At 61.1% G+C, this 15744-nt stretch carries 11 protein-coding genes; 5 read left to right on the top strand and 6 right to left on the bottom strand.

The annotated features are described in order from the left end of the window. The first annotated feature begins 237 nt into the window (after window positions 1-237). Together HZ994_18775 and HZ994_18770 are read left to right on the top strand one after the other, a co-directional pair. On the top strand, window positions 238-1554 hold the full coding sequence (locus tag HZ994_18775) for a sulfatase-like hydrolase/transferase (GenBank protein QTN34278.1): 1317 nt from the start codon (window positions 238-240) through the stop codon (window positions 1552-1554). A gap of 156 nt (window positions 1555-1710) precedes the next feature. Next, window positions 1711-2907, top strand: coding sequence for a class I SAM-dependent methyltransferase (locus tag HZ994_18770; GenBank protein QTN34277.1), 1197 nt, complete (start codon window positions 1711-1713; stop codon window positions 2905-2907). Window positions 2908-2917: 10 nt separating this feature from the next. Here the strand turns inward: HZ994_18770 and HZ994_18765 are convergent, their stop codons facing one another. Beyond that, window positions 2918-4207 carry a hypothetical protein gene (locus HZ994_18765; protein QTN34276.1) on the bottom strand — a complete coding sequence of 430 codons (1290 nt, stop codon included), beginning with the start codon at window positions 4205-4207 and terminating at the stop codon, window positions 2918-2920. 128 nt (window positions 4208-4335) lie between these two features. On the opposite strand from HZ994_18765, the gene HZ994_18760 reads away from it, so the two are divergent. Genes HZ994_18760 through HZ994_18750 form a run of 3 tightly spaced genes read left to right on the top strand, consistent with a single transcriptional unit; the run spans window position 4336 to window position 6579 of the window. Further along, complete coding sequence (locus HZ994_18760; GenBank protein ID QTN34275.1) at window positions 4336-4914, top strand: RNA polymerase sigma factor; 579 nt, start codon at window positions 4336-4338, stop codon at window positions 4912-4914. Window positions 4915-4940: 26 nt separating this feature from the next. Beyond that, a complete protein-coding gene (locus HZ994_18755) occupies window positions 4941-5597 on the top strand; it encodes a hypothetical protein (GenBank protein QTN34274.1) in 657 nt (218 codons plus the stop codon). A gap of 58 nt (window positions 5598-5655) precedes the next feature. Next, window positions 5656-6579 (top strand): PDZ domain-containing protein, encoded by a 924-nt coding sequence (locus HZ994_18750; GenBank protein QTN34273.1) that lies wholly within the window; start codon window positions 5656-5658, stop codon window positions 6577-6579. An 89-nt stretch (window positions 6580-6668) separates the two neighbouring features. On the opposite strand, the gene HZ994_18745 is transcribed toward HZ994_18750, so the two are convergent. The 5 genes from HZ994_18745 to HZ994_18725 all read right to left on the bottom strand — a co-directional run bounded on the left by HZ994_18745 (window position 6669) and on the right by HZ994_18725 (window position 15655). After that, window positions 6669-7370, bottom strand: coding sequence for a hypothetical protein (locus HZ994_18745; protein ID QTN34272.1), 702 nt, complete (start codon window positions 7368-7370; stop codon window positions 6669-6671). Between the two features lie 34 nt (window positions 7371-7404). Then, complete coding sequence (locus HZ994_18740) at window positions 7405-8082, bottom strand: hypothetical protein (GenBank protein ID QTN34271.1); 678 nt, start codon at window positions 8080-8082, stop codon at window positions 7405-7407. An 83-nt stretch (window positions 8083-8165) separates the two neighbouring features. Next, window positions 8166-11618 carry a hypothetical protein gene (locus HZ994_18735; protein ID QTN34270.1) on the bottom strand — a complete coding sequence of 1151 codons (3453 nt, stop codon included), beginning with the start codon at window positions 11616-11618 and terminating at the stop codon, window positions 8166-8168. 210 nt (window positions 11619-11828) lie between these two features. Continuing rightward, window positions 11829-12350, bottom strand: a complete 522-nt coding sequence (locus HZ994_18730) for a polysaccharide biosynthesis/export family protein (protein QTN34269.1) — start codon at window positions 12348-12350, stop codon at window positions 11829-11831. Between the two features lie 143 nt (window positions 12351-12493). Then, the gene (locus tag HZ994_18725) at window positions 12494-15655 is read right to left on the bottom strand and encodes a DUF2135 domain-containing protein (GenBank protein ID QTN34268.1); all 3162 of its coding nucleotides are present in this window, start codon (window positions 15653-15655) and stop codon (window positions 12494-12496) included. Window positions 15656-15744 lie beyond the last annotated feature (89 nt).

Raw genomic sequence — 15744 nt, 5'->3', positions numbered from 1 at the left:
GATGAAGAGGACGTTGGGCTGCGTTCGCGCCCCGGATGCTGCCTGAAGGGAAAGGACGACGGCTGCGAATATTGATTTTTGCTTGCCCACTCAAAAAGCAAAACCCGTTTATCCGGAGGGATTCAACGGAAAACAGAACAAAAAATGGCCATGGGCCGCTGCCACGGGCCGGGATTGGAGGGACTGAAAAATCGGGTTTGCCTTGGCTGCCCGATGAAACGGCCTACGTTTTGGCGCATGAAGATCAGTGCCATATTTTTCCTGTCTGCCGCCCTTGGTGCTGCGGAGAAACCCAATTTCCTCATGATCTACAGCGATGACCTCGGCTACGGCGATGTCTCCACCTACGGCACATCGGATGTTTCAACGCCCAACATCGACCGCCTCGCGAAAGAGGGAATGCGATTCACCCGGATGCGAGCGAACTGCACCGTCTGCTCGCCTTCCCGCGCCGCCCTTCTCACCGGAATCCATGCCGACCGCGCCGGGGTGCCAGGGGTGATACGCACCGATCCGGAAGGCTCCTGGGGTTATCTATCCCCCAAAATACCCACCCTCGCCGACAAGCTCCGCGAAGCCGGCTACGCCACCGCACTGATAGGGAAATGGCACCTCGGCCTCGAATCCCCCAACACCCCCAACGAGCGCGGCTTCGACCACTTCCACGGCTTCCTCGGCGACATGATGGACAGCTACTACGGACATGGCAGGAATGGGAAGAATTTCATGCGCCTGAACACGGAAACGATCAAGCCCGAGGGGCACGCCACGGAGCTTTTCAGCGAATGGGCCTGCGGGTATCTGCGGGAACGAGGGGCTTCCGGAAAACCGTTCTTCCTCTATCTCTCCTACAACGCCCCGCATTTCCCCATCGAGCCGCCCAAGGAATGGTTCGAGAAAGTCAGGCAGCGCTCACCCGGCCTCAACCCGAAGCGCGCCAGGAACGTCGCCTTTGTCGAACACCTCGACCACTGGATCGGCACGGTGCTGGCCGCCCTGCGGGAGTCCGGCCTCGAGGAAAACACGGTCGTTGTATTCAGCTCGGACAACGGCGGCTCCATCCCCCACGGGCAGAACAACGACCCATGGCGCGGCGGCAAGCAGGATCATTACGACGGTGGGCTGAAAGTGCCATTTTCCATCCGCTGGCCCGCAGGGATCAAGGCTGGCACCAGCAGCGGATATGAGGGATTGGTCTTCGATGTATTCCCAACCTTCCTTCAGCTGGCCGGGGTGCCGCCTGCCCGTGATCTCGATGCCCGCAGCCTCGTGCCCATCCTGCGGGGAGCAGCTGATGACACCCCGCGCGAACTCTACTTCGTCCGCCGCGAGGGCGGAGCCTATGCCGGGAAAAGCTACGAGGCCATCATCCATGAAGGCTGGAAGCTCATGCAGAACGATCCGTTCAGCCCCCTCGAACTTTATCACCTCGCGGAGGATCCCCAGGAAAAGAACAACCTGGCGGCAACCGAGAAAGCCAAGCTCGCGGAGTTGACCGAAATGCTCCGCAAACACATTGCAAGGGGCGGTGCGACGCCATGGCGCGCCAAGTAAGCGCTGAATGTGATCCTGCAGTGTGACGGCTATGATGTTTCTCCAACGGCAGCTCATTTCATCCGACGCGCAGTCCCATCCCCTGCTCCGTTCGATTGGGAGGCAGATGCCCTTGGTGCTTGTATGCCGGATGGCCGCGGGTTCTGCTAGCTGCGCATGAGCGATGAACCAAATACAAGGCTGCGGCTCGCGCTTTTCCCGAGGGCGGAGGCGGCGGTGCGCGGTGGGCATCCGTGGGTGTTTGCCGACAGCGTGAAAGCACAGAACCGACCCGGCACCACGGGTGAGCTGGCGGTGATGTACGACCGCAAGGATCGCTTCCTCGCCATCGGCCTTTATGATTCCGATTCACCGATCCGCACCCGCATCCTCCACTGCGGCAAGCCTGCGGCGATAGGCCGGGACTGGTGGATGGGAAAGGCTCTCGCCTGCCTTGCGCGACGGGAGGGCTCCGTCCTAACAGACAGCACGGACGGGGCGCGGCTGATCAACGGCGAGAGCGAGGGTTTTCCCGGGATCGTGGCGGACAGGTATGCGGACACTCTGGTGGTGAAAATCTATGCGGCGGGATGGCTGCCGCATTGGGACGTGATCGAGGAAGTGTTCCGCGAGGTGCTCTCTCCGGAACACCTCGTCCTGAGGCTGAGCCGCAACATCGCGGCGATGGCGGCGGAGGCGGGGATCGCGGAGGGCTTCCGGGGCGCAGCCGGCCGTGAGACGGTGGTATTCTCGGAAAACGGGTTGCGCTTTGAGGCGGCGGTGATGCACGGGCAGAAGACCGGGTTTTTCCTGGATCAGCGCGAGAACCGGGCACGAGTCGAGGGGCTGTCAATGGGGCGTGATGTGCTCAACGTGTTCAGCTTCACGGGTGGCTTTTCCCTCTATGCCGCACGCGGTGGCGCGAAGTCCATCACGGATCTCGATATCAGCCGTCATGCGCTGGACAGTGCGGCGCGCAATGTTTCGCTCAATCCGTCGCTTGCCTCCGTGGAGCGTCATGCTGTGCAGGCGGATGCGTTCAAGTGGTTGGAGGAGACGGAGGGAAAATACGATCTCATCATTACCGATCCGCCAAGCCTGGCCAAGCGGGAGTCTGAAAGGGAGGGCGCTGTGCGGGCATACGGGAAGCTCAATGCCGCCGCCCTGCGCCACCTGCGCCCGGGCGGGATTCTCGTCGCCGCATCATGCTCCGCACATGTCCCCGAAGAGGAATTTTTGCGGGTGGTGGAAACGGCGGCGCGCGATACCGGACGGATATTCCGTGTGCTTTGGCGCAGCGGCCATGCAACGGATCATCCGGCGGATTTCCGCGAGGCGAAGTATCTCAAGGCCTTGTGCCTGGAGTTTCCATGAGCAGCACGCGCTAAAAACCAAGCAGTAGGATACGGTAGATGCCGTTCGGATCGGAAGGCAGCGGAAAGCTGGTGCTTGAAACCTGGCCGACAGCTCGCACCGGCGGATGCGGTGCATTACCCCAGCCGCTTTCGCCGAGCAGTTGCAGCTGGTAATCCCTCCCAGGCAGGCTGTCCCAGGTGATGGTGAGGCGCTTGTCCGCGCCAACTCCGGAAATGGCCATCCCGAACTTCTCAATCACCAGGCGTATCTCCTGGCTGAACGTGTCGGCGACGTAAACATTGCCAAGCGCATCACAGACAGCGGAACTTGGATTGGAAAGATCAGCATGACGGGCTGTGCCGGAAGAACCGCCGGAGAAAATCGCGGCCGAACCGTCGGCGCCCACCCGGAAGAGCGTGTTGCAGAAGGATTCGCAGACGATGAATCCCCCTTCAGGATGGGGCGATACATCCACGGGGACGGAATAACGCACCTCCGTTTTCGCGCCGGCCTTGCAACCGTGTTCTGCCGGATCCCCGGAAAATGTGGTCACGGTTGCCTGCGGCGTCATGCGGCGTATCGCGTGGTTATCCGAATCCGCGATGTAGAGATTTCCGTCCGATCCCATGCACATGCCGAGCGGGGCGCTGAAGCGGGCGCTGGCTCCGGCTCCGTCGGCCCAGCCCCATTCGCCAGCCTTGCCGGCAACGGTCGTCACGTTCCCCTGCATATCGACGCGGCGAATGAGATGGTTGCCTGTATCGCTCACATATAGATCACCCCCCGCATACGCGATCCCACCCGGGCTGTTGAAGCGCGCTGCGCCTCCGCTGCCATCCGGGTTGCGCGGCACCACGGCATAGCCGGATGCGGTTCCTGCCGGGACATCGGCGGTGCTCCCCGGGCTGCCGGCAATCGTGCTGACCGTCCCATCCGCTTTGATCATGCGGATGCAGTGGTTGCCGCTATCCGCAACGTAGAGATCGCCCTCCGGGGAGACCGCAATGTCTGCCGGGAATCGGAAACGCGCCGCGCCGCCCGCACCATCCGCCCAGCCGCCGACACCCGGCGCGCCCGCAACCGTGGATACCACACCCGCCGCAGTGATCTTGCGGATCACGTGGTTGCGCGCATCGCAGAGGAAAACATTACCCTGGGCATCGCGGGCAAGCCCCATGGGATCGTTGAAAGCCGCCCCGGCGCCTTTCCCATCGCGGTGCCCCGCCTCACGGTTCACCCCGGAGACCGGCGAGACAACAGCCTCCCCGTGGAGGGCGGCGGCGGCCATGGACAGCGGAATGAAACGGAGCGCTCTCATGGGATTTACAGCTTCGTGTGACGTCATCACAAAGTCTCAGAACATGGCTTCCAGGGAAAGGCCGAAAATGAGCAGCATTGGAAATTGAACAAAACCGCGCGAAGGTGACGCTAGACAAATAAGAGAAAATGACAGTTACAGAAGCCCCGATACAGACCTCACCCGCCGCAAGCGCTTGGCGCGAGTGGATCGAGGAACATGCACCGAAACTTTTCCTGTTCGCGCGGAACCAGACACGCACATATGAGGATGCCCAGGACGTGCTCCAGGATGCCATCCTGAAGCTCGTGGAGAAGATACGCGGCGGTGAATTCGTCGGGGGCCAGGATGCATGGCAGCCCTACCTTTACACCACCATACGCCGCCTCGCCATCGACCTCTCCCGCAAGGACGACCGCCGCAAGCGCCGGGAGGACAATGTTTCCGCAGACACCGAGGCGGAGCAATTTGAGGCGTTCCATCCGTGGTTCGACGCGGAAGGCGCCGATGACGAGGTTCGCGCCCAGCTCGAGGAAGCGCTCAAAGCCTTGCCGGAAAAATTTTCCGAGGTCGTCATCATGAAAGTATGGGGTGAAAGGACATTCGCGGAAATCGGGGAGGCGCTGGGAATTTCCCAAAACACGGCCGCCTCCCGGTATCGCTATGGACTGGAAGCCCTGAAGCGCGAACTAGGCTCCGCCCGCAGGCGTGGCGACCTCTCCATCTGAAAAACCCACCAAGCGAACAACAAGATATGCCAGACATCCCAGACATCTTCGTGGAGGAACTCCGCAGCAAGGCACCCGCACTGCCGGATGCCGCGTTCCTAGACCGCCTCACCGCCTGTGCGGAAGGCACAGGCCTTGAGCTCTCCAGCGAGGACGCCGCCTTCGGCCTCGCGCTAGCCGCCGTCAAGCCACGCCCGCTGCCCGCCGCCTTCCATGCGTCCCTGCTCTCGGCGGTCGGCGAGACTCCCTTCGCCGTGGATGAAAAGATCGTGCTCTTCCACAAACAGTCCAAGGCCGGCCTGGAAAAGGTGCGCCGCTTCCCTCGCCTCAACGTTGCGGCGGCTGCCGCCGTGGCTTTGCTCGGAGCTCTCACCGCATTCATGATCCCGTGGGGCGGTGCCGGAAAGGCCACAGCGGGCAATGGGAAACCTGCGGTGGGGAAAACCATCCCCAATGCCAGTCCCAATACGCATCCCGATCCGAATTTCGTCCCGGCCGGATACGGGCGCAACCTCAGCGAGACCCGCGACGAAGGCGTCATCTGGCGGGGCAAAAACCAGCCACACCGGGTCTGGCGGCTCACTTTCACCGACATGGTTACCCTGAAGAACGAGAAAGGCGAGACCTACCAGGTGGAGAAGCCCCGCCACGAGTACGTCATCATCCCGGAAAAGATTGACTGACTCTTTCGGGAGACAAATCCCCTCATCTACTACGCTCCTAGTATAGAAAGCAATCGATATGAAAATCGGAATAGGAATCATCTCTGCAAGCGGCATTATTGTCGGACTGAACGTCATCCCGAGCGCCGCCGCCATCGAGCCGCCGCCTGAGACAAGCACCCCTCCCGCAGCCCTGCTGCAAGGGGAGGATGCACCGGCGCAGCGCGCGGAAAGCTCCCCATTCATCGGCATCGCCACGGCGGAAGTGCCGGACATGGTGGCGGATCACCTCGGCCTTGCCGCGGGCACGGGCGTAATCATCCGCACCGTGTGCCCGGACAGCCCTGCGGAAAAGGCAGGACTCTCCGCCAACGACATCATCACATCCCTAGACGGCAAGCCTGTCGCAAGTCCGGACGCCCTCACCTCGGTAATCCTTGGCCGCAAGGCGGGCGACCGACTGAAGGTGGATCTCATCCACAAGGGCAAACCCGCCAAGGTCGAAGTCACCCTGGCCGAGCGCCCTGCGGATGCCATCGCCCGGACGGACGCCGAGCCTCTCCTCGATGGCATACCCAAGATCCATGCGGATCGACTGCGCAGCCTGTTCGACCAGAATCTAGGCGCCTTCGGACGTGGAGATGCGCCCGACTCCCAGTTTGAGAACGCCTTCCGCCAGATGCGCGAACGCTTGAACCTCCTCGGCGGAAGCATGGACTTCACCTTTCCCGAAGGCGGAACCATCCAGCAAAACTCGACGATACGCCTCATGGACGGGGAGGGCTCCATCGAGATCAAGACCTCTGCAGGGGACACCCAGGTGAAAGTCCGCGGCACGGACAACAGGATCATCTGGGAAGGGCCGTGGAATACGGCTGAGGACAAGGCCGCCGCACCGGAGGACATCCGGGATCGCGTCGAAAAGGTGAGCTCCGGCAACGGGACTGGCTTTTCCTTCCGCCTTGGCAATCTGCGCGACAAGGCTGACACCATCGACAACTGAAATTTTCCAGGGAGGCAAGGCACACCCGCTCATGGCTCAGGCCGGGGCGGGTGTGTTGATTTATCGATATTGGGGTAAAGGCGCAGGGCTCACTCAAACTCCCCGAACAATGGCAATGTCATCGCCATTATGCCGGTCTCTGCGCTGGGCAAGAGTAAAAGCATGTCACGGGAATTCGGATTCCTGGAGACATAGCGGTCGTAACAATTCATCACGTTTCCGCTTTCGTCCGTGAAGGATACCTGCATCTGGAACATCCCGTTGTCCTCTGTGGCCGGCTTCGCCAACGCACGCTCACCCGCCGGCACCTTCGTCTCGGCGGCGCCAAGGGACACCGTTCCCTCATGCGCGCTGAGATTCAGGATCAGCAGGCTTCCTTTCACAAAACCCGCCTTCTCCGGATCCACGAAATGTGCATCGTAGGTCTTCGACTCGGTGTTCGCTTTCAAAAAGACCAGGCCATGGCGCGCGTCCGCCGGAAAAGTGAACTTGCAGATGGATTCGAGCTTGCCACCTTTTCGCACGGCGAGGTGCAGCTCGCCCTGCTTGGCGGGCAACACGTCGGTGGTGAGTGACGACCTGATCACCACCTTGCCCAGTTCCCGCCAACCGCCTCCTTCTGCGCGCGAGGCGAGCACCAGCTCCTGATCCTCCTCAAGGCTCGTGGCGCATACGAGGCGCATTTTTTCCCCGTCCGCCGCTGCGGTGGGTGCGAGGGACATTGCCATCGACACGGTTGCGGCCAGGACGGAAGCAGGGAACACGCGGCGCGTGAGTGGAAGGGTGGTCATAGCGATGGTGGTTTTTTTGTTGCTGGAGATTGGATCAATCAAAGGGGCCGAATTCGGAAAGGCTCATCGCGCGCAGGCCGGTGTCCGGATCAGGGAAGAGCAGGACAATCTTCCTGGTGTTGGGATTTGAGGAAACATAGCGGTCATAGCAGGCCACGATGTTCCTGTCCTTGTCCACATGGCCGATGAGCATGCGATACATCCCGTCCTCGTTCGCATCGATGGCCTGGACCACCTGCTTGCCTGGAGCCACAGTGATGTTCTTATTGCCCATCACAACCGCTGCCGGGACACCACCATAGTTCACGATCAGTGCCTTGCCTTTCTGGAACCGGAGCTTTCCTACATCGATCACCTGAATGCGGTAGGTGTTGGTTTTTGTGTCGGGCAGCATGATGAGGATGACCCGTTTCGAAGCCTCGGCGATGGTGAACGAACATAGGGATGCGAATCCCTCACCTTTCCTCCTAACCACATGGGTAACGCCTTTTTGCACGGGCACCCAATCGCCGATGAACGCTGTGCGGAGCTCGATCTTGCCATACTCCCTGAATTCCCCAGCCTCGTTTTTCACTGCCAGGATCGCTTCCTCATCCGCTTTGGTCAGAGTCTGCACACAGAGTATCCGCGCCTTGGGGCCTTCCTCCCTCTTATTGGGAACTGGCGCTTCCTGAGCATGGCAAATGCCAAGCGAGGAGATGGAAGCAAGCATGGACATGCATAGCGAGAAGGCCGGACGGACAAGCCCTGCAATTCGTCGGGAGCCCGGAGCGGGGAATGTGTTGCGATGCATGTTCAGATTTCCTTGGAGTTGAGCCAGCGGAAGGAAATGATCTTGAATTTCCTTCCGAAGCTTTCGTTTGCCGCAGTCAGCGTCCCGGTTGTATCCGGCGCGTCGGTGGCGTCCACATAATCCGGAGTCCTCTGGACAACCGCCTCGCACCACGCCTTGGAAAGGATGGTGCCGGTGGAACTGCGGTGATCCCCGTATGTGCGGATGACAAACGTATCGCCACGCACCGTGATCTGGGGGCCGAGCGAGGTGAGCAACGCAGCCTGGCTGAAAAAGCCCGCCCCACCGATGGCACGTGCGGGTGTTGGCTCGTCCGACAATGTGTTCTTGCCCGCAAGCATGGATATGTCGGCGCTCACCAAGGTGCGCCCTGCGCCGAGGAAGCGCGAGTTGATCCCGGACTTGTCGATGGCAGCTTGCAGCGCACCCAAGGCCTTTTCTGCGGCAGTGGCTCCGTTCGGGCGGCGGTTCACGAAGTCCGCCATGTTCAGGAATGGGCCGCGCGCTTTCACTTCCTCAACGATGGCCTTCGAGAGCTTTTCCAGATCGGAATCGCTAAAATCCCGGAATCCTCTCCAGTCCCCATCCGTACCGCTGGTGGCTTGGCTGACCGCATATCCAAGGGTGCCGAATGGATGGCTCTTTTTCTGGGCAGAACCGCTTGCATCGAGAAGTTCCTGACCCTTCACACTCGTCAGAAAAGCCTTCCATGCCACCTCCGAAGTCGAGTTCACGTTGAACGCGCCGTCGACGAGCAGGTATTTCGTGAGCTTGTTGACGGCGGCCGGCTTGAAGTCGTCGCCCGTGAACAGCTCGTCCAGGGCCTCGCTGAGCGGCTTGCTAGGGTGATAGATCAGGCGCTTGTTGCGGAGCCCGCCACCGGTTTCGGCGAATTGGCGGAACTGTGCGAGCGGGCTGCGGGAATCGCTCATCCATGTCGAGGCACCGGCCCCACGTCCATCGACGATGCCGGAAAGGAACCATGAATCCCAGAGCGCGGTGTTCACCATCCATGACTGGTCGTGGTAGGTGCCGTCTTCTATGACATCGGAGCTCAGGAATGGGTTCGTCCATGAGTTGCCTATGGATTTCGCCAGTGTCACCATGGTCGCCTCTGGTTCCATCCCGTTTCCGTTTGGGCGTGGGGCAGGCATTGTAGGCAGGGTGTCCGGGGCGGCGCTGAGCGAGGGACCACCTGCAAAACGACTGGAAAACCCGCAGGCGATCGCGTTTTCGAAAGCCCCAAGGGAAAGGGGTGCCACCAACGGTATGCGGCGCTTGACCACGTTGAAGCTGCCACCCAGACCCGCTTCCCGTGATCCACCATGATATAGATTCCGCCCGCCGGCCCCCGCCGCCATGGTGCGGTCGTTGCCGAAGGCGTAGTCCATTGGATCCGCGATGCTCACCAATTGTGAGCTATGCATTGTCAGCAAGGTATTTGGAGCCTGATTGGTTATGGCAATCATGTTGGTGGTCGCCGGCTCGTGGATCAGATAAGGGCGTGAAGGGATTGCATTCGGTGGCTGGAAGCTGGTGCGACTCCTTTCGGTGTTCGACATTGTCGTAAACATGATCACCGGCAAGGGTTTCCCTATGAACTCACGAATTTCCGGCCTTTGCGAGGGCCGGATCGACGCAGGCGTGTAGGTGCTTGTCGGCGCGGTGTTTAAATTGCTGCCTCCGCCGCCCCCGAATCGGTGTGTGGCCAGGTTCGTCGTCCCCCCGCCGGACGTATCGGTCATCCTCGCATAGGATGAGATCCATCCGCTGGGAGTATTCCCATTGCCCGCAGGGGCTGGGATCATCGAGAAATCCATTTTATCCGTTGGCCGCAAGCCGGTGGCCCGTAGACCGTCCGAGGGATCGGGCCTGTTGTTTGTATCCCATGCGCCGTCTTCAATGCGAACTCCGCCACGCGGCACGTAACCTCGCGTCAGGTTGACCTGGGTGGCCTGCGTGTCTGTGGTGGAGGCGCCGAACACAGCTGCCTCCCCCGCCTCAAGGGTGAAACCGGTCTGTAGGGAGGATTTGAAGAATTGGCTGTTGATCGGCTGAACCACATGACCGACGATCACCACACCATTCCTGGTGATGTTCCAGTCGGGCCTGTAGGGGAAACCCTCCGTATCCACGCGGAAACGCACGCTATCCGGCCACACGGTCGGGATGTCGTTCGGGTTTGAGAGGGCGATGATGGTGTCCATGTTCGCATCCATGCGGTAGGTGACCGGGTTGGTTCCCGCCTCGGGGGACGCGATGAGGGACAGAATGAGGCTCACGGCTTCCATGGTCGGCTTCCGATAGATGAAGAATCGGTCATTTACCATCTGCGACCTGCTACTTTTGTTGACCAGCTGCGGTTTTCCCGAGCTCCAGTCGATCTCGCGGTGGATCTGGTGGAACAGGTGCAGTTCCTCGAGGTTGATCCCCCAGCGATTCGCCCCAGCGCCGCTGCTGGGGGGGATATACGCGGCATTGGAAATCGCACCTTGTTCGGTGATTTCGAAACGGTTCATGCGCCCGTCGGCCAGATAGAGCGGCTTGTTTTCCAACTCGGCGATTGGACGTGCCAGCAGGCTGCTTAGATCTCGCTTGAGACGCCCTTCGCGGACATCTGCGAGAACTCCGGAAGAATGCACCGTGAGGTCATGGATCGCGGCGCCAACCCCGCTTGCACCTAGCCCTGCGGCAAGGCCGAGCGCACCGGTGGAAACCGTCGCACCGCGCTGGCCCTCCTTCCAATCGAGCGAGGCAAGCTCCGTGAAAGCCTTGTGGCCGACATTCGGGGCGGACTGTGCGTTGAAAAAGGCATTCGCATTGCCGAATGCCGGGTTGTTCGGCGATTCCGGGCCTGCATTGACCTTGGCCTTTACCGATTCATCGGAAACCCACCAGGCAATCTTCCCCTTTTTCCCGGGATCAGTCAGCTCGACCAAGGGAGCCGAGACGAGATCATCCGCCGCCGCGTTGGTGCCGAGGCTCCCGGTTCCAAGCAATGACACCATGTCCCCCGTGGTGACACCCGTACCATCCGCGCCCGAGACGAGCCATGTGCGGAATTTCAGCACGCGGGATTGCGGGGTCGATGGGGTGGTGCTGTTGGCGGGATCCGTTTTCCAGGCATCGAAGACACCGACCCATCCGGGATTCCCACCGGGCTGCCCGCCGAGATCATGCGGGGTGGAGATGCGTGAATCCGGCCCCATCTCGCGCTGCAACTGGCCGATGGCCATCATCAGCGCCATCCGGGCATTGGCGCGCGCCAGCATATTCGCATCCCCCGCGCCGGATGCCCGCAGGGCGATCGAGGAGATCGATAGCATGCCGAGCGCGATGATGCTCAGGAGCACCATCAGCGAGAGGGTCACGACCAACGCGAATCCGCGCGACTCGCAAGCACGTTTCCCGGTTATGAAAACGGATAGCCCGATGGGGTTAAGTGGGTTTGGCATTACAAAGTAAATGGGTTTGGCCAAAGCTGACTTCTTTTCTATTACATGCAATCCAAATCTTTCGGAATCCGGAGAAATCGGCACAACTCCAGGCCGGAGATTGGTGCCGACGCCACTCACGGAAACGAAAAAGCCATCCCAACAAGGGGATGGCTGGGAGCTTGTTCATTCGCAAACCCGATGACCTGCGGGATGCGAGGCGCAAGGCAGCTACATGTTCCGCCAATTCTTCTGGGGAACCACGATGGTGTCATGGACATCAGCCAGCACTGACTTGCCTTCGATAGTCCTGAGGTCGATGATTTGCTGTTTTCCCATACGGATCAGGATCACTCGGTTCATCGCACCGAACTCATCGGGCCCACCCGCAGCCTGTATGGCTTGGTAAACCGTCAGTCCGTTGCGGAAAGGTTTTGCCCCGGGAGCGTTGACTCGGCCTCCCAGGTGAACCTGCTGCTCGACAGGCGCGATATCGTTCTGGTTGGCGAGCACCTGGATGACCGCGTTGTTGAAAATCCCGCCATCGCGGTAAGCGTTCTGGATCGATTTCGCCAGCACGTGGGACTCCAGCCCCGCCGCGCGGATCTCGCCGACGAAGGGCATGTTCACCATCCCGTTTTTCGCAACCGGATAGGTCTCGTCGATCTTCGCCTTCTCTTCGGCGGGCACTCCCATGATCTTGATGATGACGGATTGGCCTGCCTCGATCTGCGCGAAGGCCGTCGAAATCATGGATGCGAGCGCTATGAGAAATATTGGTAACTTTTCCATAACGGGATAAAACGTCATTTCCGGATTGATGGCAAGCCTGGGATTCCCCTTCGTGGATACGCTTGTGCTGGGGAAGCCGGAAACAGGCATGGCTCTCCGGCAGTTCATTGCAGTATGATGGTCTCCGTCCCGCCGGGCAGGGTTTCCACAACACGGCGAAGCTTGCCCTTTTTGTTGAAGAAAATTTTCAGGGTCTTTGCACCGTCAGGGTATTCCAATGGATTGGCGGCGGGGTCGGTGGGATTGGGAAAGAGCGCGAGCACTTCTTCCCTTTTCATCCCGGTGCGGAGATTCCCCTTATCCGCTGGGGGTTCGGAACTCCCGAACGTGATCGTTCCGATGTCGATTTTCTCCTTCTCCTTGTCGAGGCGGATGGTGAGCACCTGGCGCTCCTCGTTTGGCCTGCCCCAGTTCGTGAAAACCGTTGCGGTGACGGTGGCCGGGCCGACAACGGTTTGCTGGCGCGATCCGAAATAGTTCGTGCTGATCGCGTAGCCGCCCTCAGGCGCCTTGCGGATCATGTATTCCTCCGGGCCGTAGCCATCGGTGATGTCCTGCGAGACAAGCCCGCCGCGGGCGGTGCGGTTGTGGCTGTAGCAGGCTTCCTCGCCGCCGGGTTCCATCACGTGCAGGTCCATGTCGGTCGCATCCGCGTCCCAGGACATGACGATGCGGATGTCGGTGTCGAGGTTGTCGCGCAGGCGCTTGTCGAATTCCGGGATCACCGGTTTTTTGGCTTCCGGCCAATCCTGGCGTTCTGTCCAGGCGATGAGGCCGTTCATTTCCTCCAGGGCAAAAATGGGGATGCTCTCACCATGGCGACCCCAGCCGCCCAGGGCGACCTTGAGGAAAAGACCCATCGCTTCCTCAAGGTCGGCCTTGGTTTTCTTGGAGCGACCGCGCTCGGAAAGGGCGAGTGCAAGATCGCGGAACGATTGTGGTTCCTCCGGGCGGAGCTTGGCGACGCGGCGGAGGATGACTATGGCCGGATCAAACTCCCCCGCCTGCTGCAAACGCCATGCAAGCACGCGCAGGAGTCCGGGCTCCTCGATGCGAAGCTCGGCGAGGTTTGTGAGGATGCGGCGGGCGAGGGCTTCTTCGCCGTCCCCGAAAAACACCCCGGCGCAGTCGAGGAAAAAGGCCGGGCTTTCCGCCCACTTTTCCCGTTGATCCAGATAGGCGGAGTAACGCAGCCCGTCCTTGGCCGCGCGTATCGCTTTCAGGTAGGGGGTGTCGGGGCTCCAGGGCTTGATCTCGATGGAGGCGCCTGGTGCGGAGCCATCCTTACCCGCTTCCATTTTCGCATCGATACCTCGAGCGAATCCACCGCCTCCACCGCCGGTGTTGCGCTGGAGTTGTTCATTTGGCGCGGCAAACGGATCCGCTGCGGAAGCAGGCGCGCTGGGAGCCGCCTCGGCAACCGCGCTGTCTGTCAGGGCACGTTCGTTTTCCTCACGACCATTTCCCCGGGGCTCAACCCTGGCTTTCGAGAAATCGGTTTTCCACCATGCGACACGCTCTTTCCAAAGACCTGCGATCTGTTCCAGGCGCCGGGCAGGATCGGCATCGTTCTGCTTGGCCAGGCGTTTCATCTCCCCCTGCCACTGGCGGCGCATGTCCGGCAGGGTGGCCGGTGGCTCGATCTCGTGCCGCACCCATTGGTCGAGGGTCTCAAGGACGATGAGCGAGGTCGCGGGGCTGACGATGCCGTATGTCCTGCCGAGTGTCAGGAGTTCGTCGGAAAATTCATCGGAGCGCGGCGAGAGTTGGCTTACGCGGGCGGCGGCCCAGGCGGTGGCCAGGATTTCGCCCTCGGTGGCATCGGCGCCGCTTAGGGCAAAAGGTTCCGACTCGGAGCCATCGGCGTATTGGATGCGCACGGATGCCTCATCGCCGGTCAGCTCGCCGAGCAGGCTGATTCGGCCTTGGGCGGGCTGGCCTATCCCCTGGACGTTTGCGACACCGGTGCCCTTGATCCCGATGACGCGGCTGGAAGGGTTTTCGATTTCAGACCATGCCGCTTCCGGGGTTGTGGTCTGCAGGTCGATCAGCGCCCCGGCGCAGGCCTGACGCAAGGCCTCGCGGTTCGCCACCGTCTGCGAAACGATCGCGACGGGTATGGAGCCGCCGAATTCCAGCGTCACACCCGAAAGGGTATCGAAGCCATCGGTGAAAAGCAGGGTGTGGGCGGCTGGCTGGCTGGCAAGGACGGAGATGTCCGTGCCACCGTCATAGGGCGCATCCTTGATGGCGGCGATGAGTTCATCGACGTTCGCGAAATCGCGGGAGGGCTCCGGCATATCGCGGAAAACGGTGAGGGAGTAGCCGGTGGCCTTGGTCCGTTTCAGAAGCTCGAATTCCTTCGTGAAATCCGCGCCGTAGCGGCTTCCGGAGGCATCCCAGAGGACATGGATTTTACCGGGCTCCGGTGCGATCTGTTTCCTTGCCGGGGCAAGCGCCGTGACCATGAAACGGTTCGTGCCCGCCGCATCCCGCTCGATGCGCTGGAACGAGACAGGGGGCTTCGGCAGCGCCACGAGGATGTCCTCGCCGGGCTTGGCGTTCTCGGAGGTGGAAGCGACCCGCCAGATTTTTTCGGCTTTCTCGAAGCGTGCATCGCCAAGGCCACCGACCTCGGGCGCGATGCCGTCCGGGGCCGATACCTCGATCTTCACGTCCAGTTTTGCGATGACCTCGCGCGGCATGGGGATTTGGAGGGCCGCATCACCGTTCTGGGCGGTGGCGAGCGGCGTGGTGTAGGTCAGGCGGATGCGCCGCTCGCCGTTGGCCGGGAGCGGATAGATCCGCGTGCGGTAGAGGTTTCCCTGGATGTGCTCGACCAAGCCCGGATCGACGTTTCGGCGCACCTCCGTCTCGAAGGCGACGCGGGCGCGCTCCTTGGTCACGACCACGCCATCCACCAGCACGCCGGCTATGTCCAGTGAGTAGCCACAGACCGCCGCGCCGTCGGGCAGGGGGAAAACCAGCTCGCCCTCGAGGTCGCGGGCATTGGGGTTGTGGAAAACGATCGTGGTCTCGACCACGGCATGCAGCCCGTTGACCCGTGATACGACCGACATCTCGCGGGTCTGCATCGGCCCGACATCCGGTGTGCGGACGACAATGCGCGGCGGCGGCATGGGCGGCATGATGGGCATGGGCATCCTGATGAAGCCCCTGTCGTCCTCCTGGGCATGGGAGGAGGGCAGCGAGAACAGGCTGCAGGCAGCCGCTATGAGCAGGGTGATGGACGGGGATTTTTTCATGATACGGCGTGGCTGGGTTTCCCGGGGAGTGAGATCCCCTACCTACATCAGACACGCGAAATGGGGAATCCTTGGAATTTTTCGGAAAA

This window comes from Akkermansiaceae bacterium, assembly GCA_017798145.1.
Classification (GTDB): domain Bacteria; phylum Verrucomicrobiota; class Verrucomicrobiia; order Verrucomicrobiales; family Akkermansiaceae; genus Luteolibacter.
The sequence above is the reverse complement of the archived record's forward strand: the minus strand, read 5'-3'. Positions and strand labels throughout refer to the sequence as shown.

What these genes read in the sequence shown, in the direction of transcription:
- HZ994_18735 (QTN34270.1), bottom strand. Translation starts at nt 11,618, where the DNA reads ATGCCAAACCCACTTAACCCCATCGGGCTATCCGTTTTCATAACCGGG.
- HZ994_18770 (QTN34277.1), top strand. Translation starts at nt 1,711, where the DNA reads ATGAGCGATGAACCAAATACAAGGCTGCGGCTCGCGCTTTTCCCGAGG.
- HZ994_18760 (QTN34275.1), top strand. Translation starts at nt 4,336, where the DNA reads ATGACAGTTACAGAAGCCCCGATACAGACCTCACCCGCCGCAAGCGCT.
- HZ994_18765 (QTN34276.1), bottom strand. Translation starts at nt 4,207, where the DNA reads ATGAGAGCGCTCCGTTTCATTCCGCTGTCCATGGCCGCCGCCGCCCTC.
- HZ994_18775 (QTN34278.1), top strand. Translation starts at nt 238, where the DNA reads ATGAAGATCAGTGCCATATTTTTCCTGTCTGCCGCCCTTGGTGCTGCG.
- HZ994_18740 (QTN34271.1), bottom strand. Translation starts at nt 8,082, where the DNA reads ATGCTTGCTTCCATCTCCTCGCTTGGCATTTGCCATGCTCAGGAAGCG.
- HZ994_18745 (QTN34272.1), bottom strand. Translation starts at nt 7,370, where the DNA reads ATGACCACCCTTCCACTCACGCGCCGCGTGTTCCCTGCTTCCGTCCTG.
- HZ994_18730 (QTN34269.1), bottom strand. Translation starts at nt 12,350, where the DNA reads ATGATTTCGACGGCCTTCGCGCAGATCGAGGCAGGCCAATCCGTCATC.
- HZ994_18755 (QTN34274.1), top strand. Translation starts at nt 4,941, where the DNA reads ATGCCAGACATCCCAGACATCTTCGTGGAGGAACTCCGCAGCAAGGCA.
- HZ994_18750 (QTN34273.1), top strand. Translation starts at nt 5,656, where the DNA reads ATGAAAATCGGAATAGGAATCATCTCTGCAAGCGGCATTATTGTCGGA.
- HZ994_18725 (QTN34268.1), bottom strand. Translation starts at nt 15,655, where the DNA reads ATGAAAAAATCCCCGTCCATCACCCTGCTCATAGCGGCTGCCTGCAGC.